Raw genomic sequence first — 26,623 nt, forward strand, 5'->3', positions numbered from 1 at the left:
GGCACCGCCTCCTATTCTCCATCAGCGATATGGGTTCTTTTCTTCCTTCCAACCCTTGTTCGTACTCTGCCAGAGGTATGCCCTCGCTTCGTCGGACAGCCCTGTGAGCATATCAATGGCCGCTTCCGCTTCCTCTTGGTCAATGCTCCCGTTTCTCTTTTCGGGGTCATCGTTCTTGGAATCCACGATTTCGCGGGCAGCCAGATAGAGGAGGTAGTCCGCTTCGCTGATTCCGTAGGAGGAGCCGCCCTCGATTTTCTCCATGAGCTTTTCGCCAGCGTCGGTTCCTACGGCGAGATTGTAGATGTCCTCCTCGATAGAATCCTTCTGCTCCTGGTTTGCAGACCTCCAGACTGAGGAGTTGGAAACCTGCCCATACAGGCTGTCGTAGGTTTTTTCCTGGTTCGGGGTGAGATACCTTTTCTCCAGGTCCGCCACGCTCTCAACGCCCTGGTCATCTTTCATGCGGCTCTCCATAGCGTTCCTGATCTGCTCCTCAGTGATTCCGCTGGACACCATGTCCTCATAGATGAACTCATAAGCCTCCGGGTCATTGATGCTCGCTGCATAGAGGATGTCCATGAATCCGCTTCGGTTGCCCTGGTAGCCGATGTTCAGGAGGGCTTTGTCGATGCGGTACTGCATGAGGTAGTTGTCCGTTTCGATTGCCGCCGTAGCGACCGCGGCTTGGATGTCTCTCTTGAGGTTTGCAACAGGGACGCCGAACAGACGCGCAACCTCGGAAAGCATTGTTGCCGAGGCACCGGCGATGGAGTATTTCCCCTCACCGATCAGAGCCTTTCTCATATTGGCGAACGCTTCCCACACCTTCGTGATGGGTTCCATGTCCATGCGGGAAACATCGTAGCCCTGCGCGATGGAAACAAGATCTTTCGCATAGGGAATATAGCCGAGGGGATTAAAGTTTGCTTCCAGGTTGCCGGACCAAAAGCTGTTCCAGTAGTCAAGGAAGCTCTCCTCGTCGCCAGAGAACCCGGTGAAAGCCTGGAGCATCTTTTCCCAGTATTCCAGCTCCTTGTCATCGTCGCGCAGAGCGTCGGCGATGGACTGCATGACGGCGTTTACCGTGAAGGACACTACAAGCGCCGTAGAGGTCCTTACAAGGACCTTCCTCGCCGTTTTGCGAGCATCCCGGCCAGTAGCGTGTCGAAGGTCATAGACCGCGTTCACGAACATATTGTAGGTCTTTGTCGGCTCTGCCATAAAGGAGGTGGACATCTTTGTGAGGGCGTCCGGTGAGCGCATGATTTGGGACCTCTGGAGGATGCCGTCAACAACCTGGGACTGGTCAATAACCTGAGAGAAGCGATCTGCGACAGCCTTGTAAAACGCGTCAGTTCCGGGTTTCAATCCCGGTCTGCGGTCCTTGGTTTCTGCCTCTACCGCGTTCCAGAGCCGCGCCCACGCGAAACTGTCCGCTTTCCCGGCAGGGGCCATGGATGCCTGCTTGATTTTCTCCATAGCGCTGCTGCTGCCCAGGAGGACATCCTTCATCTGGCGGCCAGTGTTGATGTCGAAATAGCCCCAGTCCTTCCACCGGGCAATCGGGGCATACTTCATAACCTTTTCCCAGTCGCCGCGGCGCACAGAGCCAGCAATAAGATATTTTGCGTCGATGGTGTTCAGCGCCCGAAGAATGGCCGTAGGCTGCTGGAGAACGACGCGGAGGTTCGCGGCGACAGCGGCGGCCTTGTAGTTGCCGATGATGCCGTCCATAAAGTTTCCGCTCCCGGAGGCTCTGACGCCCTGGTTGAGGTCATCCACCAGTTTGTTGAGGTAGCTGTTTCCGTTCCTGCCAAAGACGCGCTCAATCACGCTCTTTACTGTCCCGGTCCGGTTCCACTCGCTGTCACGATAGGTGAAGTCCCGGATGCGGCGGACATTCTCCATCGTAGAGAGCCACGCAGCATAAGTCGCCATGTCGTTGACATGGGAGGAGAAGATGTCGAAGATGCTCCCGACCATGACCGCGTTGTTGGCTTTCGGGGTAGTGCTTTTTGTGAACCCTCTACCGGCGATAGTCTGGGCCTGGGCATCCTTTGTGATGTCCTTCTGCGTTTGGTTTTTATCTACCTGAATGGGGAAATAGTCCGGCTCGTTGAATTTCTGGTAGCCGTAGACCTCCATGCTGGCCTGATTGCCAAGCTCCGCAAGCCTGCCGCCCATATACTTTTGCAGGCCGTCGGCAATTCTGATTTGCTCCTCCGTGAGCTTTCCAGTGATCTCAGCAAGGTCCTCGACGGTGACACGAACCGCGTCGGCTCTGCGGCTTTCACGGATGCCCCTGCCACCTCTCACCGCATCCGGCCTGATGCCGCCGGTGAAGATATGGTCCTGCGCCTGCTTCCGCTTCATAAGCTCATAAAGAGACATAATCTGGGCTGTGGATAGCGTCACCTTCTGCCCGTCAAGGTCGAACGTGTGCGTTTCTCTTTCCAGCTTTCTGACATCCAGCTTCCCGATGATGTCCTTCGTGGCCCGCTGTGCCTCGTGCATGATTTCGATGTGGCGGTCCTGGGCGGAGCGTAGCATACGGAAAATGTCATCTCCGGTTCTCCCGAGCCGATGGAAATACCCCTGCGGCGTAAGCATATCGAGGTTCACCAGTTTGTCAATTTTCCCGAGTGCGCCCCGGTAATCGCCGCGGTCGCTCCGCATGATGTTGTCGTTTCGGATTCCTTCCGCAACCTGGGAGATGGTCTGGAACCTGGAAGCGCCAAGCATTTTGTTTGCGGTTCGGATGGAAGCCTCGACCGCCTTGATAGTAGACCAGATGGTAGAGAGCTGCGCCGTACCCATCTCGGCAATCGGCGTGTCCTTCATGGCCTCAATCTCATTCAGATTGTCCATCAGGTCAGGGTCGATGACCAGGGTATAGTCCGCCCCTTCCTTTGTGATGTTGGAATAAGCCTGCCGAAGCTCGCGGAACGCAGCCGTCCGCTTTGTGGGGTCGCCATTACCGCCCTTCTTTCGCTCGCCGGTTTCCGGGTCAATCGTGTAGACGCTCTCCAGGTTGATGGATTCTAGGACGGAGGCAACGGCCTTTCTCAGGCTTTCGGGGATGTGCTGCTTGTCGCTCGGGCGAAGGAGCTTCGCGGACAGGTCCTTCGTGTGCCGGATGATTCGAGCGCGAAGCTCGCGGGCGCTACGGCGCTCTCTGGCCGAAGCATCTCTCTCGGCATACCTGGTTTTCAGCCGGTCGATCTGGCGCGCTCTCGTTTCCCTCTCCCTCTGAACGGCGCGCTGAACACGCTCTCTGTTCTGCGCGCGCAGCTCCGCGAGGCGGGCGTCGCGCTGCTCCCTGAGCCTCTGGAGGCGCTGCTGCCCCTTGGCTCTGGTTTCGTCGATGCGGGCGGCCTGCCGGTCCGCGAAGGTCTTTCTGGTCTGGGGAAGGTCAAAGAATGTCTCCATGATTTCATTGGACGCATCTGTGACCACCTCGCTGAGATAGGCACCAAAGGGGTTGCGCTCCTCCACTGAGTAGATTCCGTCAAGCACCTCTGCGATATGAAGAAGTTGGTCCATGGGGTTGCTGTGCCGCTGCTCGTCGAAGAACTCGGGCCACAGGTACGACATCTCCTGGTACACTTGGTCAATGTTGGTCGGACCCTTCCGCAGGTTCATCCTACCGAACCGCTGCCTGCGCCATGCGCCATAGTCCGGGATGTCGCGGCTGTCCTCCTCACTCACATAGAGTGCAGTGGTCCGTACATAGTCCCGCAGGTCCTTATACTGTTCGTATGTCCCGTCGGTCTCCGTGGCTGCATCCACCAGTTTCCTTGCGATTTCGTCAGAGCGTCGGCGTGCCTCGGAGTAGGTCAGCTCGTTGTTCCCGTCGCGCCCGCTGGCGATGTAATCGTAAAGGCTCTGGAGATCCCCTGCGATTTCATCGGCGCTCAGGTCGGAGTGGTAGGTTCGGATAAGCTCTCGGGCAGCACGAGCAACAGCCTTTTTGTCCGTTGTGACGCGCTGGGTTCTCCTTGTCTGGCCCTTCCAATACTCAACCCGTTCCCGGAGGATTGCATTTTCCTCTTGCAAGGCCGCGTTCTCCCGGAGAAGGTTATTGCCCTTGTAGGACCATCTGATGTCCGGGTCAGAGGTGGGGGATTCGTTGTCCACCCGCTTGATCTGTTCCGCGGAGAACACGGACACCTCCGTATTCCCGCCAAAATTCCACTGTATGCCGTCGTATCCTTTGCCCTGCAATTTCTTGATGTCAGCAGATGTGATGATGTGCGTGTCGTTGCTCTGCTTTGCAGAGCGGGATTTATAAATGCTGTCCCGCCCGTAAGCCTCACGCAGTATTTCAGGAACGGGGTTTCCGTCAGTAACCACCAGAGGTTTTGTCACATTTGCGTACAGCTCATAAAGCTGGCCGTTACCCTCTCCCATAGCGTCCGCATACCGCTGTGCATCGGCCTGCCTGCTTGCGAGATAGATGCCGGGTCCCAGCCAACCAGACCGCCCACGGCGAAACTTTGTAATCTCACCATAGGCAGTAGTCCCGTGGTACAGAACCAGAAGCCGCCCCTCTGCGTCAGTGATTTTGCTGTCACGGAAAAACGCCTGTTGCTCCTCCGTCAGCTCCCGTCCCTTGCTATCCATAGATTTCAGCGAGAACCGCGCCCCCTCCACGCTGTTGACCTTGGCGATGCGGTCCGCATCGTCTCCAGCCTTATAGGTAAGGACATTTACGCCCCTACCAGAAAGGGCAGACCGCAGCTCGCCGCTGCTGTCATCTGGCACCACAGCAGCCAGGACCTCGTCAAATCCTACCGCCCGTTCCGGCTTAGCTTCAAAGAGATTCACCGGCATCTGGGAAACGTCAAAAAGAAGGTCCCGCACCTTTGCCGCCAGCTCGTTGGAGATGCGGTAGCCGTACTCCTCGTTGAATTTCCTCATGATGCTGTCAATAGTGTAGGTTCCGCCGTCGGCGATCTCTACCAGGATGTTTCCAATGGTGTCCGCCTGGTGGTAATCGTACTCCCGTGCGCCACCAGGGGACTTTTCAGCCAGCTCCCCGGTGATCTCAATGAGCCGTTCGTCCAGCGCGTCGTTGATGGCCTTGGTTTCCTCCTCTGTCAGGTTTTGCAGGCGGCTCTCCAAACTGTGCATATCCGCAATATTCTTGAACCGACGCGCCGTACCGGCCCGCAGGCTCTTGACGCCGAAGAACCCAGACACGTTCTTGCTGTTCCCACCGTTCTGGCCTTTCATGGCCTTGACGATGTTTTCCAGAGTGACCGGGTAGTGGGTCTGCTGGAAGGTGCGCCGGTTCCCGCTCGGGGTGAACCGCTCCTTGTTGTTGTAGATGCCGCTGTCTCCCTCAATGCCGGAGAACAGGTCCCGCACCCACCGTTCATATCCGGTCTTGTCCAGAGCCTCGTCCACTGCGCGCCGCGTGGCCGCGCTGTCCGTCACGGTTTCATAGATCGGTGCGCTCCCGCGGTCCCGGAAATACTCCTGCACCTGCCGCAGGATTCCGCTCATGCGGAACGCGCTCTTGGTCATACCAGGGAACGCCTGCTCCAGTGCCTCACCGTGCCGCTCCCGCAGTTCCTTGAGGTTCATGGAGCCGATAGCGTCCGGGTCCTCCGTGCCAAGCGCATCCGCAACAGCTTGGTATTTGTCCGCTCTGTCAGGATTGTAGCCTCTGTCCGCCTCCCGCTGAGTGGTAACAGCAGCGATGTGTTGCCCGCGTTCCTCCAGATAGGCAGCCTTTAGACCGTAGTTGTCCATGGCGTGTTCCACAAGGCCGGTCTCTCCACCATAGCGGTTAAGAAGGTCCTCCATGTCATAGGACACTCGGTACAAATCCTGCCGAAACATCTCGTCGATCTGGCGGGAAAGGCTGTTCAGCCGCCCGGAGATACGCCGTTCCACCGTGGCGTCCGCGGCATACTCTACTTGTGGGAATGTGGGGGTCCACGCATCGGCGCTGTAAACTACATTCCTTCGATTGGCCCTCGGGTCGATGCTTCGCCGGTCCATGACAAGCGTAATATCCCCGAAATTCGTGTGGGGAATGTCCATGCGCGTCACCGCGATGGATGGCATGGGGAATCCGCCCAGCCGGAGGTCGCCAAGCAGTTTGCTCTCCGTTAGATTGTGCAGGGCAATCAATGTGTCGGTCTGCTCCACAGGAGACTTCATGGAGAACCTTGTGCCATCCGTAACATCCCCCGCCGTCAAGCCCAGAGCGGCCAGCTTTGCCTCGTCCATAGGGCCGCCCTGTCGCTTCATAGGCTCGACGCCAGCCTCAAGGCAAATAGCGTCCGTCTCCGCGTCGGTGAGGATGCGGTTCACTTTCATAGCGCCGGTGATGACCCAAGGAACCGTGTCCGGGTTCGGGTTCGTGCGGTATCTGTAATAGCCGTCAGTCGGGAGCTTTGGGAGGCCAGCATAGGAGTGGCGGAACTTTCCGTTTTCCGTATAGCCGTAGGACATGGCCTCCTCCTGGTAGTTCACATCCATGGCGTACTCGCACTCCGCCCATACGAAGTCAGCAGGGAACAGGTCCTTTACGCCGGTTTCCGGGTTCTTCCTTGCAAACTGCTTTGCCAGCGGGATGTCGCCCAGGTGCCAGCCGGGACGGAACGCCAGACTGCCCTTTGCCGCATTGGTTCCCTTTCCGCCCGCCTGCACCTGCATACGACCGGTCTTGGAAGGAGGTGCCGCCTGCCCGATGTCAGCATCAAGCCACACACCAACCGGTGTTCCTGCGCCGCCAGGATTCGCAACCATGGGAGGGTAGAGCTGCCCGCCCTTTGCGTAGAATACCTTGTAGGCCACGCCGGTTTTTTTGGGTGGGTCCTTCTCGCGCAAGGAATACCGGGTATTCACGTCGGACAATTCAACTCGCTGCCCTTCCTCGGTTGCCAGATATTGAGCGGACGAGATGTGCTCATATCCCGCCTCCAGAGCTTCGCTCCAGAGCCGCGCGGCTTCCTCCAGGGTGTCGAGGTCAACGCCGAAGGTTTCACGAGCGGCAGCATTTCTATCGCCGGTCCGGGTGAAAGCAGACTTTACCTTGGCAATAAAGTTCTTGATGGCATCGACAACCTTTGCGGCCACGCTTCGGTTCTGCTGGGTCAGGCGTTCAAAGCGGGACGGGTCAACAATCAGCGCTTCCGTGAAGTCGGCGGCGATTTCATCCATAGCCTGCTCGGTAGTCAGATTTACGCCGCTCTCGGCGTATCGAGCCTTATACCGCTCCACAAGAGATGCAGAGGAACCGTCGCGTTCTGAGAGGGCATTTACAGCATAGTCCCGGTACTTCCGGTACTCCGCCGGTGCAATCTCCTGGAGCCGGTGTGTGATCTCATGCTTTGCCACAACCGTGCCGGAGTTTTCGGCATCTGCGGCGATATAGATAGTCCCGTCCTTATACCAGCCGTTTGCGCCGCCCTCACCGGTGGCGGGGGCCATCTGGATTTTGGTTCCGGTCGCTCTTGCTACGGTGTTGTAAAAGCGCACCGTGCTGTCCGGCAGATCTGTGGAATGTTCATTGGGGACAAAACCAGCCTCGTCGCCGTAGACGGTAGCGTACTTCACACCCTCTCGTTCCGCGGTCAGGGATGCGGCGGCGTCATTCTGCCCCGCGGAATATGCCGCAAACTTCTGAGCGCTGTTGAGGGCAGATGCATAGTCGCTGCGTACCTTCTCCATGTCCATGCCGGAAACACCAGCCTCATAATAAGCAGCAAAACCGGCGTAAAAGCTGTCTGCGTTCACGTCGCCGTCGTAGGAAGCAGCAAGCGCTTTCGCTCCGTTCTCACCGAGGGACGAGGCAGCGGCGCGCACGCGGGACATATCGTACGCCGCCTCCGCGGTTGTTCTACCCTGGAGCGTCTGGGGTGACGTGTGTACGGCGTCCTGCTGGGACGCCACAGCAGTACCGGTATCAGTAGAAACACCGGCAGAGCGGCTTGCAAGGGAGCGGATGTCGCTTTTAACGCGGCTCAACGGAGCGTCGGTATCAATCTCGGTCCCGGTAAGTCTGGAAAGCAGAGCGACAGCATCCTGGTTCTGGGCGATGCGAGCCGCCTGGTTGCCGCTGATTTGCTCTCCATTTACCAGCATTTCAATCGCCGTCCGGGTCGATTCCGGGACATCATTCACAGTTTCGGCATCATTTTGTGAATGTTCCGTTTCTGCGTCGATGGCGACAACGTTCGCGCGGTACAACCTGCCCAGCTCCATGTTCGTGATCTGCTCGCCATTCGCGCGCTTCTGCTGGAGCTGCTGCGCGATTTGATAGCTGTTCGTGGACGGGTCGCTTGCAAGACCTTCCTCAATGATGGCATCCACCACATCGTCGCCCATGGCGGAAAACTCTGCTCCGGTCTGCTGCGCGGTGTAGGCGTTCAGGCCAGCGTTGATTCCAACGGCACCGCCGGACATGACGCCGCCGGAGATGGCACCGCCAAGGAAATCGAGGCCCATGGTTTCGGCCTGGTCTGTGACCGCGTGCCAGAAAGCCTCGTCCTCGCTCATGCCGCTTTCCATGTAGGCATCAATAGACATCTGCCACTCGGACTTATCCTTGGAAATGAGGATGTCTGCAAAAAGGTTGATAAGGTCGCTTCCGACCTCCTCGCTTCCTTCGGTGAGTGTGTTCCGAAGAACATACTTGAGAGCGCCCTGCTCCCAATCTCCCTTGAACAGAGCATCCAGAGAGAACTTCTCCGTGATGATCTCAGCGGCACCAGCGATGGTGCCGAGCGCGAAAGCCTGACCGTCAGAGAGGCCCCTATCCTTCGCGGCAATAGTCGTGTCCGCAGCAGCCCCGGTTCCCATGATACCGAGAGTGAGCGCGCTGTTTCCGCCGGTGATTGCCGTATTGAAAAGAAAGTCGCCCATGCTCATGCCGGTGGTGTAGGCAAAGCTGCCAACGCCTCCCCAGTTGTCCTCCACGATGGTGTTTACCTCGTTTCGGATAGCGCTGTTGATGTAGGAAAACTTGTTGTAGCCCTCGTTCTGGTCAATTTCTCCGTCTGCGGTAAAGTCCGCAAACTGTCCGATATAGGAAAGGCCCTTGAGGGGGCTTTCCAGGACGCTGAACACAGAGGAACCAACGGGATGCTCTCGCGCATACTCCGCCCATTCCTGCTCCGCGCTGAGCCGCTGGCGGTAGTTTAGGTCAGCCGTCAGATAGTCGATATACTCATAGGCAGCTTCCGGGCTTTCCGTTGCGTAGATGTAGTTGAAAATGGCGATTTCATCATCCGTCATCTCCCCGCGCTCGCTGTTATCCAGGCCAAGCAGAGAGGCGTTGCTCTGAATGTCGGAGAGAATCTGCCGGTTTACGGCTGTTTCGTCCTTGTTGATGTAGTCGTAGTTGATGTCGGCGAAACCGGTGTTGGAGTATGTTCCGGTCCATGCGTTGAATTTTTCGGTTCCGGGCTGATAGGTGGAAACATACTTGCTCTTTTCCGCGAAGTCATCATTTTCAGCGAGAGCGGCATACTCCTTGCCTTTCAGGTAGGTCCCATAATCATCCTCGTCCTCGAACTGGGACCAGAAGTCATACTCGTTTCCAAGGCTTTCGCGGACACCGGCCAGGAAGCTATCGCCCTCGTCAAGGGCGGAGAGGATGCGGTCAACCGTTCCCTCTCCGTAGTCCGCGTCGTACATATCGCGGTATTTGGTGAAGTAGTCCCGATACTCCTGCGATTTTCTGGTGTAGCTGTCAATGCTGCGGTTCGTTTCCTCCTGGTACGAAAGGAAACTGTCGGCAGGCTGGAAGGTGTTCTCCCTGGAGGAGTAATCATCGCTCAATCGCTTGGAGAAATTGTTCAGGTTCTCCATCCACTGGTCGAAGCCGATCTCCTCGCTGCGCCACATAGCGTTACCGGACTTTTTCCTGGTCCACTCGCCGAAGTCAGAGGGGGTGTCATCCCGGAGGATGCTGGAGGACTGGGGCGCGGTAACCCGCGTCCCAGTCTGACCGGAAGCAGAGGAAGTAGAGCCGGTCTGCTGCTTTTTCTTTTTTGTCCAATCGCTAAAGCTCATAGAAATCCTCCTTATCCGCCGTAGGTTTCGATGCAATACTCAACGTAGGCGTTCATATAGTCGGTGTAGCTGTCGTACTCCGTAACCTCGGTGCCGCCCTGCCCATACTGCTGGTAGGACGCCTTTCGTCTGGCCCACTCGGTTCTTGTCATCATTCCGGCGATGTTCCCGCTCGGAACGCCTTGTTCTTTCATATAAGCAACAGCGCTGTCTCTGTCGCTGAACGTGGGGATGCTGCCGCCTCCGCCGCGGGCGCTTTCATAAAGGGACCACAGAGTTTCCGTCTTGGCGTTGGACATATCCAGGCTAAGCAGATACTCATAGGCTTTCGTGTCATTACCAAAGCCGAGCATGGTGTCAACGATTCCAGACTGGCTGCTGCTGCCGCTGCTGCCGCCGCTGCTGCCCCCTCCGCTGCTGCCGCTGCCGGAATAGGATACCCGTGCCGCCGCCTGCGCCTTGTCATAGGCGCTCTTGAGGTTGGCAATCTCCGCGTCCGTGTACCCAAGGGCCTTGTAGCCTGAGAAGTCGCCAGCAGCCGCAAGGGTCTGCGCCTTTTCCAGCGCGCGGTTGTACTCCTCTTCGCTCTCGTACTGCTCGCGGTTCCACGCGGTTTCATCCTCGTACCGCTTGTCCTCAATCTCGTCCCGGCCAACCTGGTAGTTCCACTCCTTGTCATACCGGCTGTCGGAGATGTCATCCCGGTAAATCCCGTAGTCGAAGTTGCGGTCGGTATTGTACTGGGTGAGGAGATCCTGATACTTGGCGTAGTCGCCCTGCTCCAGAGCCATGAGCATTTCCAGATTTGCCCGCATCTCGTTGCCCTCGTCCTGATACATGGCGTAGGCGAGCTGCCGAAGCTCCGGGATTTTGTCGGCGAGGGCTGCCATGTAGTTGTCGTAGGTCTGCTGGCTCGCCGTCGTTGCGTAAGAGCTTGCAAGGCCGCCTGTGCGGGCGGACACCTGCCCGAGGGTGTCCTGCATCGCCCTCTGGCCGGAGCGCGTGTAGCTCTCCTTGTACTGCTGGTAGTTCGGGTCATCCTCGTAGTTGTACTCGAAGGGGTCCCGGCCAAGGATTGCTTCCGTAAGCTCGTCAATCTGGCTCTGATATTTGCTGGTATAAGAGGGTGCGCTCTCGTAGGAAAACTCCTCCCTCTTGGTGCCGGTCGGGATATACTGTGAGCCGTCTCCGCCGCCGGAATATCCGTACTGACCGCGGATTGCCTCCGCCTGCTTGTGCGCCGCGTCCATGCCCGCCTGATCTCCGGCTTTGTTGGCCTCGGCCCAAGACTTACCGGCAGCCTCCAGAGCCGCCTTGTCCAGATCGCTCATGCCGACCATGCTGGCATAGTCGTTTCCACTGTTGTCAAGCGCTCTGTAACTGGAGCTGGTCGCCTTGATGTCCTGGGAAACCTTCTCCTCGTCGTTCTTTTTGGTTGCCATGGTGATACCCCCTTTGTTATCCGATTGCCTGCTCCAGCGCCGCTACGCGGGCCGACAGGCTGTTGTAGTTGTTCCCAAGAGATTCCACGGAGCTTTGCAGGCTGGAAACCTGTTTTTTCAAGCTCTCCACACTCGTTTTCAGAGCGGAGATGTCCGTCGTGTTTTGCTCGCTGGTTTTCTTGAGCTGCCCGAGGATATAGTCCGCGTTCTCCTGGAGGCTCCTGGTGTAGTTGCACAGGGCCTTGACGGTCGCCGAGATGTCGTTCCGGTTGTAGGTGGGCGGTGAACCCGGCAGAATAGTAGCCATCTATCACACCTCGCTTCCTACGGTGAACTCCCGCACAATGCTCTTGAGCAGGCAGAAGCCCTTTCCAGAGAGCCGAACGCGGAAATTGTCACATCTCGTGGGGAGGATTGGGATTTGTGCGGTCTGCGCCCGCTCATTGTGGGTGATGAACACCTGGCGGAACGGCGCTCCGTCCACACTGATTTCCACACGAAGCCAGGAACCTTGCTCCATCTCCGCCCGAAGGTACAACCGGGAGTAAATCTTCCTGCCGTGCGTGGTTTCATCCATCTGGCAGAGGGTGGCGTTCCACGGAAGCCGCCCCTCCTCCTCGTTGTCCTGCCCACACATCATCACCTTGCCGGAGTTTGCATCCAAAAAATAGAGCGTTCCGTTGAGCTGTGCGAAGTCCGCAGCATGGGTAAAGTCCTCCCGAAGCCAAATGCCCTGCGCGGTATCAAATACATAAAGTTCCCAATCTCCCGCCTCGGTCCGCATGGAGATGTAATACCTCTCTCCGTCCGTACCGGCCACAGCATCGAAGAAACGCCGCGTTCCGAAGTTCTCGCTGATAAGCTCCGGTGTTCCGCCGGTATAGGCGTAAACGCCGTTCCGCCCCTTGTAGAACAGGGTTTCGTTGATGATGACCATGCTCTTTTCGCTGCCGGACTGGAGGCCAGGAACCGTGTATGTGTAGATTTCATAGTTGGAGGGGATAGACCCGATTACTTTGTGTACGCAGTTCTCTTTCCAGAAAAGAACCGTGGAGGAGTACGCGATGCAGCCGGTGAAAGCTCCATCCGTTCCAACGGCAACGGCGTATGCGTCCGTGGAGAGGCCGTCGTACAGCTTGAAATTCTTTGGGTCGCCGAGTGCAGATGCGTAGATCGTCGTTCCCTCCGCGCCCCAAATTCGATTGTCGCACTCACAGATGCAGGTGAGGTCCGGGACCTCTCTTGCAAGGCTCACTGTGCCATTCTCAGCTCCCGTGCCAGAGAAGATGTCCTTGTCAAAGGTAAGCGTTCTCCCGTCGAGAGAGCGGATGATGTGACTTCCGTTGTTCTCCGCGTGGGTGGTGCAGCCGGAAATCTCAATGGCGTCACCGGCGGAGAAGTATTCGTCGAAGTCAGGGTACTTGTGTAGGAGTACATCGTGCAGGATGTAGCTGATATGATATGTCCCGTCGCTCTGCTCAGTGGAGCTTTTCACCACCATGTACTCTTTCTCGGTGTCACACTCATACTGGATGATGTCGCCAGACTTGAGCTTCCCAGGCGTCTTTTCGCTTCCTCCGCTCATGGTAAGCGCTCCGCTGGACTTGTTCACGATCGCCCCCGTATAGGCGGTCATAGTGGTGTCAGCCCCTACGCCCGAGATGGTGGTTTCGCTTTCTGCCGCGTGGTCGATATAGCTCTGTTCCGGCACGGTGATGGTGTTCGCGGAGAAGGTGACATCTCCGGTATATCCGGGGTAGTGGGCCTCCAGGCTTCCGAACTCCTCCGCATCAGTGTCGTAGTAGACCTTATCGGGGAAAATCACAATTTTCGTGTTGATTGTGGCAAAGTGCTTCGCACCGGCAGCCACCTGTCCCACAACCTTCCCGTCGTAAAGGAAGTCCGTTCCGTCAACCACGCACAGTTTCCCTCTGGCATAGATCCCCGTGGGTGCCTCGTAACCGGCATAGGTCTTTCTACCGGCGCGCTGCGTCAGGCATGGGAAGCGTGCGGAGGAGAGGCCGAAGCTCTCAGCAAGCTCTCCGTCGCCGGTGTTCTCTCCGTAATTGACGCCGCCGAACGCGATGACCTGTCGCTTCGTCCGGTTCGCCGCCGTGGTGAAATAGGGAAGTTTCAAGATGGGGCCTCCTTCCTCAGAACAGACCGCTCCAGGTTCCCGTTGTAATCGGGATGTGGGTCCTGTGGTAGTCCTTTTTGAACTCGTCCATGGCCTGATTGAAGGCCAGCGCGGAATTGTTGTAGTTCTCTCCCTCGCGGTTGTGGAAGTCAATCTGAGCCATCAGGTAGAGGGAATAGAGGTTGTCGTAAGGGGCCGGAACCAGAAGCGGCACGTCCCCGTCCTCCGGGTAGGACCGCACCAGTTTGGGCAGCTCGCTCCATCTGCACGCTTGGCAGGAGGAGCAGTCCATCCCGCTGTCATAAAAAATTTCCGAGCTTCCGCACTCAGGGCATACGCCAACCGGCCCGTGCGCCTCCACCCCCGGCGTAAGCCGGTGCCGCAGGATGACTTCCCGGTAGATTTTCCCGTCCAGCTCAATGAGCCAACCGGCTTTCGAGCTGTCATCGTATGCGTCCGGGCGGAGCTGCCCGACCCGCTCGATGATCTCGTTGATGCTCGGCATATCGCCGCCTCCTCTCAAAGAATTTGCCGGACGGCGGCATCCGCCGTCCGGCTGGTTGTTATCTTAGGCTGCCTGGACCCACACGCCATTGTTCTTGACGTAAAGTCCGCCGCTCTTTCCCGGAACGCTCTCAATCGTGTAGCATCCATCGCTGTCCGGGCTATCAGATACAACGATAGAAGATTTAAGATTAAAAGCGGGGCGCGGGGCGAAGTGCGCGTAGTAGACGCGGTTGCGGTCCACAGAGCCGTCGGTACGGACGTCGTACGCGCGGTCGGTGTCGGAGTACGGGGAGCGCAAGCCCCAGCGGACGGCGGTCGCCGTCTCGTCGAAATAGGCGATGCGCTTATTGTTGTCGGAGAAGTAGCTGAACTTCGTACCCTCTGTCTGCCAGCCAGAAACGCCTACCTCCGTGCAGGAGAGCGCGAACCCTTTTCGGTAGATGGTGTGCAGCGTGGAAACGCCGTTGCCCTCGGCGACCACAATAGGAACCGGAACAATGCACTCCTGAATCTCCTTGTCCAGCATCAGGGGCCACATCAAATCGCAGAAGTTGTCCAGCAGGCAGCCGATATACCGGTTCTTATAGCCGCCGTCGTAGCTGGCCTCCCACTGTCGCTCGTTGAACGTGTCCTTGCGGAGCATGGTCACGCCGGTTCCGCTGCCGTAGTGGTCATTGTCCAGCTTGAGGAACTTCTTTGCCTGTGTGTTCTCGTCCAGCTTGACCAGACTTCCGTTTGCAAGATTGGAAAGTAACTGTCCCATATCGTTTTGTTCTCCTTTCGATTATGCCTTGGCAGGGCGGCGGTTCCCCGCCCTGCCTGCGGCGGTTCTCTGCGCGGGCCAAGCTCGCCTCCAACCTGGCGCGCATTTCTTCTCTCAGCTTCCTGGTGTCGCCATGTTTGGCATGGGCCTCCCATGACTGGAAGCTCTGCATGATTTTCTCCCGTGAGATTTCCCCAGCCGCGTACTGCCTCTCCCAAAGGCGGATGCGTCGCTTCATACGCTTGATGGAGGAGTAGCGCAGCTTTTTCACCACCTTTCCCGTCCGGGTCAGGTAGGTATGAAACCCGCAGAAGTCGATGCCGTTTTGCAAGGGGAAGATGTTGGTCTTTTGGTTGAGTTCCAGCCCGAGGCGCGCAAACTGCTTTCTCAACAGGGAGAGCGCTTCTCGGGCCGTCCCCATATCCGGGCAGATCACATACCAATCGTCCATATACATTCCAGCGAGGGGCAGATGCAGTTTCTCTCCCACATAGTGCATGATGGAGTGGACAAAGAACACGGCATAGATATGGCTGGTCTGATGACCAAGCGCAAGACCATCTACCGCGTCGATGTACCGCCACATCAGCTCTTGCAAGCGGCGGTCCGTGAACCGCTCCGCCAGCGCGTTTTTCAGCCTCTCATGGTCTATACTCTGGAAGAAGTGCCGGATGTCGCCCTTGATGACTGCGCCGTTCGCATAGTCCCATTCCTCTATCGGTTTGGGGGGAAGTCCGGCGGAGCGCCTTGCGGCCTCCTCTGCTCCCTTTTTCCGCAGGAAGTAGGTTCTCAGGTGTTTCTCCAGCATCTCAAGCCCGAAATGCGTCCCTTTCCCATACTGTGCCGCGTAGGTGTTCAGCGTAAAGCTGCGCGACAGCTCGCGGTACACGATGTTGTCCGTGATGGCGTGCTGTACCACCTTATCCCGGAAAGTAGGGGCCTGGATAAGCCTCTTTTTCGGCTCATAGATCAGGAAAGCATCCAGCGGGTCAGGCTGGTACTTCCCCTGCAAAAGTGATTTTGAGAGTATCAGCAGCTCCTCGATTGCGCTGTATTCAAAGGCCGCTGTACTCCCTTTGCTTCTCTTGCACCTTCTGGCGCGCCGGTAGGCGTTCCAGAGGGTTTCAAAGGAGCATAATTCCTCAAAAGTCATAATTCACCACCCTTTTGGATGGCCGAGGAGCGCGGGCATCGCTGATAGCCGCCGCTACCTCCCTGCACGCAGGTGTCCGGGGCCTACCCCGGTAGCGGGCGCGTCGGCGTCAATGCCATGTGTTCGTCCTGGCTCGCTGTGTCCTCCGTTACAGCTTGCCGCGACAGGATATGGCCTCCTTTGATGATGGGCCTCTGCTTTCGTCCGGCTGGACTACTTGTACGCGGTGTCCATCAGAGCGGGGCGCGGGGCGAAGTTCTCGTTGTAGACGTTGTTGTTGTTCACAGAGCCGTCGGTATTGATGTTGTACGCGTTGTTGGTGTCGGAGTTCGGGGAGCGCAAGCCCCAGCGGACGGCGCGAATAGGCCATACCCTAATGAAAGACAGGCGGGTTCTATCGGCCTACGGCCTCAATCTCCCGGTCCGTCCTGCATCCAAGTTCATAGGCTCTGCTCTGGCCTTATCCTTTTCGTACCAAGCTGCTCCCATATACCGGACGGTCAGAACCGCTTTGCTCCATACCGCGGCCTTGTCCGCCGAAACGCCAGGGAATTGCTTGCTCTCCTTCATACGGAGGATTTTTCTCTCCAGCTTTCTGCACTCGCGCAAGGCTTTCCTTTGAAGCAGCAGCCGCTCTCGCGGTGCTTCTCTCAGGTCGATAAGGTTCGCTTCTTCGATGTAGGCGCATATTTTCTCTGCGGTTTCCATCAAGCCGGTTCCCACGGTATAGCGGTACTTTTTCGGTATGACCTTTTCGTTGGCGCACACGTCGCAGGTGTATAGCCAGAGATCTGCCGCCCGGTTTCCAAGTAGGAACTCGTCGCTCTTTCTTTTGTCAGTTCCAGCCGTGTTATAAGGCACGCGGACACCCTCTTTCCCGAATGTTGTTCATGGTGCCCTGGTCGATTCCGTCTACCTCCAAAACAAAATCCCGCATGAGCCTGACCGTAACTGGCGTCCCGAGTGGGGATAAGCCGGTTAGGACCAGCTCGCCGCTTTTGCAGATACCGCACGGCTGCTCAAGCTCGGAAATGATGTTCGGAATGGTGCATGACAGCTCGGACACATCCTTGCAGGCAATCTTAATCACTGTTCCGCCTGCAAGTTGTCAGCGCCGAAAACAGGAGTGGTCACAGTCCCTACGGTCTGCACGCTGGATTTGAGGTCTACGAGCTGTGCTGTGACGCTTGCAAGCTCATTCAGGGCGCTTTCTTTTGCGCTCACCTGCGTGGACAGCTCCGCCTCAAGCTCGGTCACTCTCGCGGTCAGAGCGGCCACGTCACCGTTCACATCGGTGCGGACCAGCTTCAAGCTGTGAGTAGAGATGCGGAAGGGGCCGACGTGGCTCTGCACAGTGTTCCCGTCCGCGTCCAGAACCTCGATAGGTCCAGCGCACAGGGAAGCCAGGGTTTCATCGTCGATGCCTCCGGGAAGCTCCAGGATGACCGCCTGCCGAGCGTTACCGGAAATGGTTTCCGTGACCACAGCGAAGCCGCTGTCGTTGATCTGCTTGTTTCCTGCTTTAATCATGTCTGTTCCTCCTCACCCGATATTGATATAGACGTCGCCGTTGGAACCCAGGCCAGACGAGGGAGCGCCGCTTCCGAAATAGATATTGCGGAAGCCCTTGGTGCTGCCGCTCGTAGGAGATACGCCGGATGTCACGCCGGTGAACGCTCCGCCGGTCTTAGGCATTTTGGCGTCAGCGTATGCAAAGATGTCCTGCGCTTTCCCGCTCGGGTCGTAGGTCGCCTTGTGCATATCGCCGGGGTTTACCGCATCAGCGCCCTTCGGGATTCCGAAGTCGAAGATGGGGGCAGCATCAGGGCTTCCGGCCCGCCGCGTCACCGTTGCGTTGCTACCAGCAGCAAGGGTAGTGGTGGTTCCCACCTGAATGTTCGGCGTAACGCCGTCCGCTCCGGGGTTTCCCTGTGCGCCGGTTTCGCCCTGGATTCCCTGAACGCCCTGCGGACCCTGCGGGCCAGTTTCACCCTGGGGACCGGTAGCGCCCTGGGGACCGGTAGCGCCCTGGGGGCCCTGGGGGCCGGTTTCACCCTGCGGACCCTGGGGGCCGACAACCAGGCCGAGGTCAAAAGTAGGCATATAGTTTCCTCCTTCCGTCAGATGTCAAGGCACAAATGCCCTTCATCGTTGATGTAGTAGTTGGGTCTTTCGTCGCCGGTGTAAGAACACAGAAGATGCCCGTCCTCCGTAACATTGAACGACACCATGCCGGATGTTGCCACGGAAACTCCGTCGATGCCTCTGGGACCCTGGGGGCCTTGGATTCCCTGCGGACCCTGCGGGCCAACAGCTCCTTGTGGTCCGGTCAATCCTCGCGGACCCTGGATGCCCTGGATTCCCTGGATGCCCTGGATTCCAGGCTCTCCCTGCACGCCGCGTTCACCCTGGAGGCCGGTTTTCCCGGTATCTCCTTGCGGACCGGCAGCGCCCTGCTCGCCCTTGTCGCCCTTCTGGGCGATCATAAGCCAGTACATACCAACCACACCGTCGCCGTCCGCTGTGTCAACGGCAGGGTCAATCCCGGTGTTCGATTTCTGGCAGATGTAGGAGCTTCCGAGCCTGGACACCTTTTGCAAGGGCAAATAGGTGGTGTCAGGGTCCCACACCGTCCAAACCTTCACGGCCTCCTCTGCCTGATTCAGAGCCTCAATCGCGGTGGAAACGGCTTCCGTCACCTGGGGGATGATGCCGTCAATCTGCAACTGGAGCTGCTGTGCCTGAGTGGGTGTGGGTTCTGCGGGCGCTCCGTAGGCGTCGTTCGGCTTCACCAGAAGATTATCGGTCACGGTAATTGCAACCGCGGTGGGGGAGCTTTCCCGGAACCCTTCAATGGTAAAGCTGCACCAGCCTGCCACGGCCAGAGGCTCCGCCGGAATCGGCGTATCGAAGGTCAACGGGTCCTTCCCATCCAGAAGCTCAGCGACGGCGCTGTATAGGAGGACGGAAACGGGGTTTTCTCCCATGGCGTCGCGCCACACAACCCGCTTGCTGTACTCCGCCCATTCGTCACTGAGTACGATGTGAAGCACGGTCGAGTTTGCCTCGCCCTGCACACCGGCGTTTTTGCTGTCCTTCCGAACAAATTCCCCGTTCACAGTCACATTGATGGTTCTGTCCATTTGTATTCCCTCCCTTCAAAAAAGCGCGGCAAGGGCCAGAGGGGGAAGGACCCTCTGCTTCCTTGCCGCGCCGTGTCGCAGCCGCCTGGGTGTTCGCGGTTATCTATTCCGTTTTTATCCCAGCCGTGCCGTTTGTCAGATGTTCAGCGACTTCGCCTTGGCCTCATACTCAGCGCTCTGGCGCTCAATCATGTTGGCCGTTGCGGTGTCCTGCCGCATGGACTGTTCCAGGACATCGGCAAACTTCCGCTTAATCTGCACGCGCTCGCCGCGCTTGATCTGCACGCGCTCGCCGTTGACAGCCGCAAAGACATCGTCCTTGTACTTGTCGTTGTCCTTGAAAAGCTGGATGCTCACCAGCTCGTCGCCCTTCTTGCTGGCCGGAGCGGGGGAGGCCGCTTTTGCCGCAGCCACAGCCTGCGCTTCCTGGTCGGCTTTGGCCTTGGCTTCGGCGACGATTTTCTCACACTCGGCCTTGGTGGTGTCCAGAATGGACCGCGCTTCCTCTTTGGCAGCCTCAATAATCTTGGCTGCCTCGGCGGAAGCGTCAAAAGCGGAGTTGCCGCTGTTCTGCATCTGGTCATTGGTAGTACCGGTGCCGGTGGCGGTTTCATCTTTCTTGCTCGCCATATCAGTTCCTCCTTGTCGTAGATGTAGTGAAGGGCGGCGGGGCAGTCCCGCCGCCCAGGTTATCACGCAGCGGTGAAGGTGCTGGTGGTTTCGATGCGTACCATGTACGCCTCCACCAGACGCTCAGCCACCTTGGTGGCCTTCCAGCCAGCGGTAGCACGCTGGTTCAGGGGGTCAGCAGTACCGGCAGAGCCGAGCTGCTTGACGATGTGCTGGAGGCCGCCGCCGGTGATCTCGGTCACACCGTATGCGTCAGCGCCCAGAATCAGGGTGGAATAGACGTCGCGGCCAGCAGCGCCCTCGCCGGTGAACACCTTGGCCTCGCTGGTTTCCACGAAGCGGACGCCCTCGATGCGGCCAATCTCGCCCTCGTAGATGCCCTCGGGGTCGGAGTAGGTCTTGACGTTCACCCACTTGGGGTCGGACATCAGGTCGTAGGAGCAGTCCGGGTGGATGATACCGGCGTAGTAGCCGTTGATGCGGGGCGCGTTCATAACCTTGAGGAAGCGGACGGCCTTTCTGACGGCGTCCACGGTCAGGTTCATGTTGTTCTCCGCATCGGTGTAGGACAGCTCCGCACGGCTGTCAACCTGTCCCTCGGCGTACTGAACATTGGTGCCGCCGTTCAGCACTTCGCGGGTGATGGTGTCCAGGGTACGGCCCGCCTGACTGCCCAGCAGCTTGGTGGCCTGCACCAGGTTGTTGTCAATGGCCGTCAGCAGCAGGATGTCGGACAGCTCGATGAAGCCGCCGTACTGCTTCACAGTAGCAGTGATGACGCCCATGTTGAGCTTCTGACCGTCAGGGGTCACACCTTCGGTCAGAGGGGTGAGGGCCTTGGGCAGCGGGTCATACTTGCGGAACTCGATGGTCTTGCCGCCATTCTTGGGAATGGGGTGCTTCTGGCCGAACTGGTCATGCACCAGCTCAGGCTCGGCCATGTCAATGAGATAATCGCTGTAAAAAGTTTTCATCTCGTCGGACAGGCCGCCGTCGGTGGTGACGTTGGTGTTGCCCTCGAACAGGTTCAGAACGACGGGCAGAAGGACGTAGTCCTTGAACTTATACATGGATATAATCTCCTTTCCTTTCGGGGGAGATTACATCAGCTTACAGCTTGATGGTTTCTCCCCGCGCAACTCTGCGGGCGACCTCCGCGCGGTCCTTCTTGGTCCACTTGTGAGGGTCGTCCTTCACGGTAAATGCCGCACTCTGGGAGGATGTGCCGTTTTCGGCAGGGCGGTTGCCCTTGGCGCGGATGCCGTCAACCACCTGCTTCTCGGTTCTGCGCGCGGTGTTCTGAGCGACACCAGCCTTGATTTCGTCCATGTGAACGACCTCGTAGGCGTGCTGCACCGGAACGCCAGCTTTCAGCATAGAGAGGAACTGGGGGTTTTTCGATTCCGCGGCCAGATCGAAGCTGGGGTACACGGCCTTTACCTGCTCGCCCTCGCTGTACCATTTCTGGAGCTGCTGCTGGGCTGCCTGCTGGTTCTGCCGCATACGCTGTGCCTGGAGAAGGGCAGCGTTCTCACGCTGGAGCTTCTGGAACTGCTTGTACTGTTCCACGCTCATGCCCGCTTCCTCGGCGGCTTCGCTCCAGTAAGCGCTGTCGTTTTCAATGGCGGTGGACAGCTTGGAGAGGTCGCCGTCGGAAATCTTGTAGCGCTGCATCAGCATATCAATGATAGGCTGCTGCTTGGCCGACTGCTGCTCCAGGTTCTTGGCCTCCCTGAAACGCCGGTCGATGATGCGCTGTGTTTCCTCGGTATAGACATCCTTGTACTCGCCGTTGACAAGCTCCTGGAAAGCCTTGCGTCTATCCTCCATGGTGTTGGATGTGACCTGCACATCCCCTTCTTTGCCCTTCCCGGCGGCGGAAGGTTTCGCTTGGCCCTCGGCAGGCTTGGTTTCGCCGGACGCCGCCGGGTCATCCTGCTTTCCGAAAAGCACGTTACTGAACTCGCCCGATTTTCCCCGGCGGGTGGAACCGGGGGATGCCTGGGAACCGCCCTGGTTGCTGTCACCGCCCGTACCGTCACCGGCTGCGGAAGCTGCCGCTCCAGCGCCGCCGTCAAACAGACGGAGGTTGATGTCCAGCAAAATGTCGCTGTGTTTCATCGGATTTCCTCCTTTTCATCGCGGGTGTTTCGCCCCCGTGCGTCGGTCCATGTACTCCACCAGGACAGCGGAGCGGCGCTCGCCGCATCCGCCATCCATGGAGGTGAAGTAGGAGGACATTCTGAGCGTAGCAGAAGCCGTTTCTGATTGCGCCCTGAAAACCAGAAAAATTTTTAATCAGGAGCAAAATTCACTTTGATATGCTCCGGGTGCTGCTTTTCAATCTGCATCAGGCCAACGAAAGCCATCTCGCAAGCGCCGCACACTCTGTCATCGCCGTGGAAGTGCAGGAGCGCCCGACCACTATCCATCCTCATGGAGTAAATCTCCGCATGGCCGTCCCTCTCTGCGTTGGTGACATACCCGGCCAGGGCATAGACGATGCCGGACACCGCCGCGCAAACCTCCGGGCTTCCGGTGGCGTGGCCCTCCAGGTTTAACAAGCAGCGCCCGCCCTCGAACTCTGCATAAACCTTCGTCATGGCGTGTCCTCCTTATGCCTGCGGCGTAGCTGCGCTGCTCTTTGCGTTCATGCTGGGAGAGCTGCGGGCAGCAAGCCGCGTCCCATAATCGGTCATAGGCGTGTGGGCCTGCAAAATGTCGCTTGCAAGGCCATCCGTGTTGCCCACAGAGCCGGACGTGGCAGCAGATACCTTCCCGCCAGAGCCTCCAGCCGCGGCAGCTCCAGAGTTTACGCCCATGTCCTTCCCGGTAAGCGCCTGGAGAAGGAGCGCCATCTGGTCCATCTGCTGCGACATCTGCTGGCAGATATTGAGAAGCGTCTGCCCCTGCTGGACCTGCTCCCTGACTTTGTCGATGCCCTCGAACTCCATCATCTCCAGCGCGCCCAGCGCCTCTTGCGCCCGCTCCGGGTTGAAGAACCCGAGGCCGTACAGCTCCTTGGCGCGTTCATTCTGCTCCATGCGGGAGAACGGGTTCTTTTTCTGAGCCTTGATTTTGACGTCGAACACCGGCCTGCGGTAGATGACCTCCTGCCCAGGGTAGCCAGAGGGAACGACCTGGTCCTTGATTGCGGCGTTGTTCATGTCGATGAACTGGTAGCTGCCGGGTACGGTCCCGGTGATGCGGAAGGAGCGGGTTTCGTCATAGAACTGCCGCATAAGCTCAATGCACATGGAGTTGACCTTGACGTGCGTGCGGTAGCTTGCGGCAATCATGTCGCGGCTGGCCTTGTTTCCGGCCTCCTGGAGTGCGGCAATAGCAGCAGCAGCCGTCACGCCGGAGCCAGAGCCGCCGGAGTTCACGTCGCGGTTGGATGCAGTGTCTTTCATCTCCTCAATCTTCATCTGTGCCACGGTCACATAGATGTCAGAGAGGGGCTGCGTGGTGATCTCCCGGATGCGGTGTTCGTCCAGCTCTCCCTCTACATGGACCAGAGGCTTGTTCCAATCCAGGAACTCAGCCTCATTCACGCCGGTGCTGGAGGACACAAAGAACCGCTTGCGCGTGGTCATCATGGCGTTCTCCAGGATGTTGGAGGAGAGCTTGTCGATGTAGATTTGCGGGTCCTTGCAGATGGCAACATAGCCAAAGCCCACCGGCGTTCCCTTTTCAGGGAAAAGCACATCCAGGACCACAGGATATTTCCCGTGGTCATACCAGCCGCGCTCCTGGTACTCAGGCTCATTCTCGCTGGCAAACAGAAGGGTGGTCCCGACGAACTTTGCGTAGTGCAGGATGGTCCTGCCGGATGCGTTGCGGACCTTGTAGTACCAGTCCACCACCACGCTCTTGTTGCTGATGTCCACGGTATCGTCGTAGATGTACTGCTTCACATCAATGACGCTCCCGCCCAGGTGTCCCTTGTGTTCCGGGTACTGCTGCTCCAGAAGATCTTCGTCAACCAATTCCACGATGAAAAGGTTTCTGGAGTTCTGGATGTCTGTCACGCCGGGTTCCCAGAACAGTTTCAGAAGGTCAATCTCCCGGATGTCGATGTCACCCAGCCCATTCTCCTTGCTGCTGTTCCAGAAAACGCCGTAGGCAGCCGTTCCGTGCTTGAGCTTTTCCCACCAGTTGTCCGAGTAGGTCTGCTCGTAGTCGTTGTACTCCAGCACAACCGGAAGCACAGAGGACAAGACCTTGGCGCTCTCCTCGTCGGACCGTTCTCTCGGAAGCACGACAGGCTCCGGGTAGTTGTCCATGGCGTCAGCGTGCTTGTTCAGGATAGAGTTGAACAGCCATGCGCTCGTAGGCTCCGGCCTTGCGTCCGTGTTCTCTCCGGCCTTTTTCCGCTCGCGCCGCATGACCTCCCAATGCCGAAGCTCCCACCACAGTTCGTCCTCAACCACGCGGTTCTCAAGCATGGTTTTCCCGTTCTTGTATTCCGTGAGGATGTCGATTGCTCGGGCGACCTCTTTCTCTCCGATTCGCTTTTGGCTGGAGCGGGCAGTCAGCAGCATAGCAGCCATTTCCGGGCTGATGCCCTCGTTGCGCTGCAAACCGGGCAGCCCGTTGGCCTGCATACTGTTCCGAGCGCCAGACCGCACCGCGCTCTGCTCCGCGTTGGCTTCCTGCCCAGGTTCCACCTTGGACCGGCTGACGTTCTCCGGTTCCTCCTGGTTGTTCCTCTTTCGTCCAAATGTCGGCATAGCTTAGTACCTCCTGAAAAATTCGTATCTGTCGTACCGCAAGTCATCGTCGGTAGACAGCGGGTCATATACCACAAGGGGAGGGGCCTTTTTGGGCCGCGGCGCGATGGGGTTCTTCATGCAGACATACCGCAGCTCGTCGTAGATGTGGTCCTCTCCGTCGGTGTCGATGTCCTCCACGTCCTTCTCGTCATACACGAGGTTCGGAACAGTTCGGATGAAATGCTTGCAAGTAGAGAACACATAGAGCATCGGGATTCCGCTTTCATCAAAGGCGAGCCGGTGATGGACCTGCATCTTCCCGTCAATGCGGGCATGATCTCCCTTCTCGAAGTAGACGCGCTCCCGCTCCATCAGAGCGCCGATACTTTCCGTTCCCTGGCTGCCCCAGATTGCAGGGTCGCCAACGCGATGGATGTTCCGCCACTTTAGGTTTGGGTCCTCCGCCTCGATCTGCTTTATCTTCCGGGCGACATCCGAGGGTTCCATCTTCACGCCGGTGTTCGGCGTCCCCGTGCATCCGTAATACTCACGGATGCGGTAGAGCCTCCGGTCGTGGTCTACGGCATACCATCCAACAGAGAACGGCCTTGAGTAGCCCCAGTCCAGCGCGCACCAGATTGCCCATGTGTCCGGCACAACGAACGGGGAGATGACATGGGTATTGATGCGGTCCTCGTAGTGGTCGCTGTCGTTCCTCCACTCGGTAAACACCTGGCCGGAGAAGGTGTCCCAGTTCCCGTAAAGAAGCGCGTTCCGCTCCTGCTCCGGCATGGATGCAAGGCGGGTGATGTAGTCCGGGTCATTCTCCAGCAGGATTTTGTTGTCGAACACAGAGGACGGGACGAAGATGCGGGACTTCCACCGAACCTCCTCGCGCCCATCCGGGTGCCTGATCTTCACTTGCTCCCAGATGGTTTCCATGGGCTTCCCGGCGGTTATGAACCGTTCCTTTACCCATCCATGACCGACGCCGCCGGGGTTTGCCTGGGCGCGGGTGTAGCACCGCGTTCCAGGCCCGTTCGGGCGGTTCCGGGAGAACATATAGCTGTATTCCTCCCACAAGAACTGCGTCAGCTCGTCGAAGTCGATGAAGTCATACCGCTTGCCCTGGTAGTTGGTTCTGTCCTTGGTGTACTGCATGGAGCCGAAGTAAATCTTGGCCCCGCTCGGGAAGGTCCAGACGTGCTTGCTCTCGTTGAACTTGGCTTTGCGGTATGCCCGCTTATAGATTTCGGTCGAGCGGTCCATCAGCTCAGTGAGCTGCGGGAAGGTCTTTCTGAGAATGAGGCCGCGGTAGTACGGAATCTCAACCTGCCGAAGCGCCTCGGCGAGGGCGCAATCAGACTTTCCGCCGCCAGCAGCTCCTCCATACAGCGCCTCGTCCTCGAAGCGAGCCATGAGAGCTGCCTGCCTCGGTTGCGGCCTCCATACCACATTACCCATCGGCGTCGCCTCCTCCAGGAACGGGAGGCCCTGGGTTCTCCATCACAGGGGACAGAAGCACAACGCCCCCGGCATCGTCGGCATCGTCCTCCTTGCCGTCCGGCTTGTACTTCCAGGTGTCCGGCCTGCGGTTGGTAAGCCAGAACATCGCGCTCGTCGGGTCAGGCGGGACCATCTTGTTGGTGGTGGTCACCAGCTCAATGACGTTGCCAGCTTTGTCAATCCGCTGCTCCCGCTTGGTTTCGACATACTCAAACCCGCAGGCCCTCTTATAGAGCGCCGCCTCCACGTTATCGTCCGGTTCTTCGCACGCCCGCGTGAAAGCAACCGAAAGCGCCGTGTAGCGCTCGTCCCCCTCGCTGCCCAGGTCCAGGTACTTTCGGAAAGTGGAATAGGCAATACGCAGCTTCCCGGCGATCTCCTTCGCTGTTGCTCCCTCGCGCGCCCACTTTTCGATTTTCTCCAGGTACGGAGATACATGGGTTTCATATTTGCTTTTTGCCATATCTCCATACCTCCTTTTTGCATACTGATTTCATCGTAGCAGGGGAGTGCGAATATTGCGCCACGAAAACCGGGAAAAGTTTGGACGGAAGGGGGGAGGCCCCCTCACACCCTCACCCCCCTATAATCC

The 26,623-nt window shown here is 58.1% G+C and carries 19 protein-coding genes; all 19 read right to left on the minus strand.

Annotation, left to right across the window (positions count from 1 at the left end; translation table 11 throughout):
- Nucleotides 1–21: 21 nt before the first annotated feature.
- A complete protein-coding gene (locus B5E43_RS01210) occupies nucleotides 22–10,035 on the minus strand; it encodes a hypothetical protein (RefSeq protein ID WP_087392921.1) in 10,014 nt (3,337 codons plus the stop codon).
- Between the two features lie 11 nt (nucleotides 10,036–10,046).
- The gene (locus B5E43_RS01215; RefSeq protein WP_087392922.1) at nucleotides 10,047–11,477 is read right to left on the minus strand and encodes a hypothetical protein; all 1,431 of its coding nucleotides are present in this window, start codon (nucleotides 11,475–11,477) and stop codon (nucleotides 10,047–10,049) included.
- 16 nt (nucleotides 11,478–11,493) lie between these two features.
- Nucleotides 11,494–11,784 (minus strand): hypothetical protein, encoded by a 291-nt coding sequence (locus B5E43_RS01220; protein ID WP_087392923.1) that lies wholly within the window; start codon nucleotides 11,782–11,784, stop codon nucleotides 11,494–11,496.
- Between the two features lie 3 nt (nucleotides 11,785–11,787).
- Complete coding sequence (locus B5E43_RS01225; protein ID WP_087392924.1) at nucleotides 11,788–13,614, minus strand: hypothetical protein; 1,827 nt, start codon at nucleotides 13,612–13,614, stop codon at nucleotides 11,788–11,790.
- A 16-nt stretch (nucleotides 13,615–13,630) separates the two neighbouring features.
- Complete coding sequence (locus tag B5E43_RS01230; RefSeq protein ID WP_087392925.1) at nucleotides 13,631–14,119, minus strand: hypothetical protein; 489 nt, start codon at nucleotides 14,117–14,119, stop codon at nucleotides 13,631–13,633.
- A gap of 63 nt (nucleotides 14,120–14,182) precedes the next feature.
- The gene (locus B5E43_RS01235) at nucleotides 14,183–14,884 is read right to left on the minus strand and encodes a DUF6273 domain-containing protein (protein WP_087392926.1); all 702 of its coding nucleotides are present in this window, start codon (nucleotides 14,882–14,884) and stop codon (nucleotides 14,183–14,185) included.
- Nucleotides 14,793–16,037 carry a reverse transcriptase domain-containing protein gene (locus B5E43_RS01240; protein ID WP_087392927.1) on the minus strand — a complete coding sequence of 415 codons (1,245 nt, stop codon included), beginning with the start codon at nucleotides 16,035–16,037 and terminating at the stop codon, nucleotides 14,793–14,795. Before B5E43_RS01240 ends, B5E43_RS01235 begins: the two co-directional genes overlap by 92 nt.
- 213 nt (nucleotides 16,038–16,250) lie before the next feature.
- The gene (locus B5E43_RS15590; RefSeq protein ID WP_343214257.1) at nucleotides 16,251–16,424 is read right to left on the minus strand and encodes a DUF6273 domain-containing protein; all 174 of its coding nucleotides are present in this window, start codon (nucleotides 16,422–16,424) and stop codon (nucleotides 16,251–16,253) included.
- Between the two features lie 15 nt (nucleotides 16,425–16,439).
- Nucleotides 16,440–16,898 (minus strand): hypothetical protein, encoded by a 459-nt coding sequence (locus tag B5E43_RS01245; RefSeq protein WP_087392928.1) that lies wholly within the window; start codon nucleotides 16,896–16,898, stop codon nucleotides 16,440–16,442.
- Between the two features lie 225 nt (nucleotides 16,899–17,123).
- Nucleotides 17,124–17,567: a hypothetical protein gene (locus tag B5E43_RS01255; protein ID WP_087392930.1), complete on the minus strand. Its 444-nt coding sequence runs from the start codon at nucleotides 17,565–17,567 to the stop codon at nucleotides 17,124–17,126.
- 12 nt (nucleotides 17,568–17,579) lie between these two features.
- Nucleotides 17,580–18,140, minus strand: coding sequence for a collagen-like protein (locus B5E43_RS15595; RefSeq protein ID WP_087392931.1), 561 nt, complete (start codon nucleotides 18,138–18,140; stop codon nucleotides 17,580–17,582).
- Between the two features lie 17 nt (nucleotides 18,141–18,157).
- The gene (locus B5E43_RS15395; protein WP_242964657.1) at nucleotides 18,158–19,180 is read right to left on the minus strand and encodes a collagen-like protein; all 1,023 of its coding nucleotides are present in this window, start codon (nucleotides 19,178–19,180) and stop codon (nucleotides 18,158–18,160) included.
- 135 nt (nucleotides 19,181–19,315) lie between these two features.
- Nucleotides 19,316–19,810, minus strand: a complete 495-nt coding sequence (locus tag B5E43_RS15400; RefSeq protein ID WP_242964658.1) for a hypothetical protein — start codon at nucleotides 19,808–19,810, stop codon at nucleotides 19,316–19,318.
- Between the two features lie 62 nt (nucleotides 19,811–19,872).
- A complete protein-coding gene (locus B5E43_RS01275) occupies nucleotides 19,873–20,880 on the minus strand; it encodes a N4-gp56 family major capsid protein (RefSeq protein ID WP_087392932.1) in 1,008 nt (335 codons plus the stop codon).
- 40 nt (nucleotides 20,881–20,920) lie between these two features.
- A complete protein-coding gene (locus B5E43_RS01280; RefSeq protein ID WP_087392933.1) occupies nucleotides 20,921–21,931 on the minus strand; it encodes a hypothetical protein in 1,011 nt (336 codons plus the stop codon).
- A 173-nt stretch (nucleotides 21,932–22,104) separates the two neighbouring features.
- Complete coding sequence (locus B5E43_RS01285) at nucleotides 22,105–22,413, minus strand: ribosomal-processing cysteine protease Prp (RefSeq protein ID WP_087392934.1); 309 nt, start codon at nucleotides 22,411–22,413, stop codon at nucleotides 22,105–22,107.
- Nucleotides 22,414–22,425: 12 nt separating this feature from the next.
- Nucleotides 22,426–24,543: a hypothetical protein gene (locus tag B5E43_RS01290; protein WP_242964659.1), complete on the minus strand. Its 2,118-nt coding sequence runs from the start codon at nucleotides 24,541–24,543 to the stop codon at nucleotides 22,426–22,428.
- Nucleotides 24,544–24,546: 3 nt separating this feature from the next.
- The gene (locus B5E43_RS01295; protein ID WP_087392935.1) at nucleotides 24,547–25,989 is read right to left on the minus strand and encodes a terminase family protein; all 1,443 of its coding nucleotides are present in this window, start codon (nucleotides 25,987–25,989) and stop codon (nucleotides 24,547–24,549) included.
- On the minus strand, nucleotides 25,982–26,494 hold the full coding sequence (locus tag B5E43_RS01300; RefSeq protein ID WP_087392936.1) for a hypothetical protein: 513 nt from the start codon (nucleotides 26,492–26,494) through the stop codon (nucleotides 25,982–25,984). The genes B5E43_RS01295 and B5E43_RS01300 overlap by 8 nt, the downstream gene beginning before the upstream one ends.
- Nucleotides 26,495–26,623 lie beyond the last annotated feature (129 nt).

The organism is Flavonifractor sp. An100, assembly GCF_002161175.1.
Classification (GTDB): Bacteria; Bacillota; Clostridia; order Oscillospirales; family Oscillospiraceae; genus Lawsonibacter.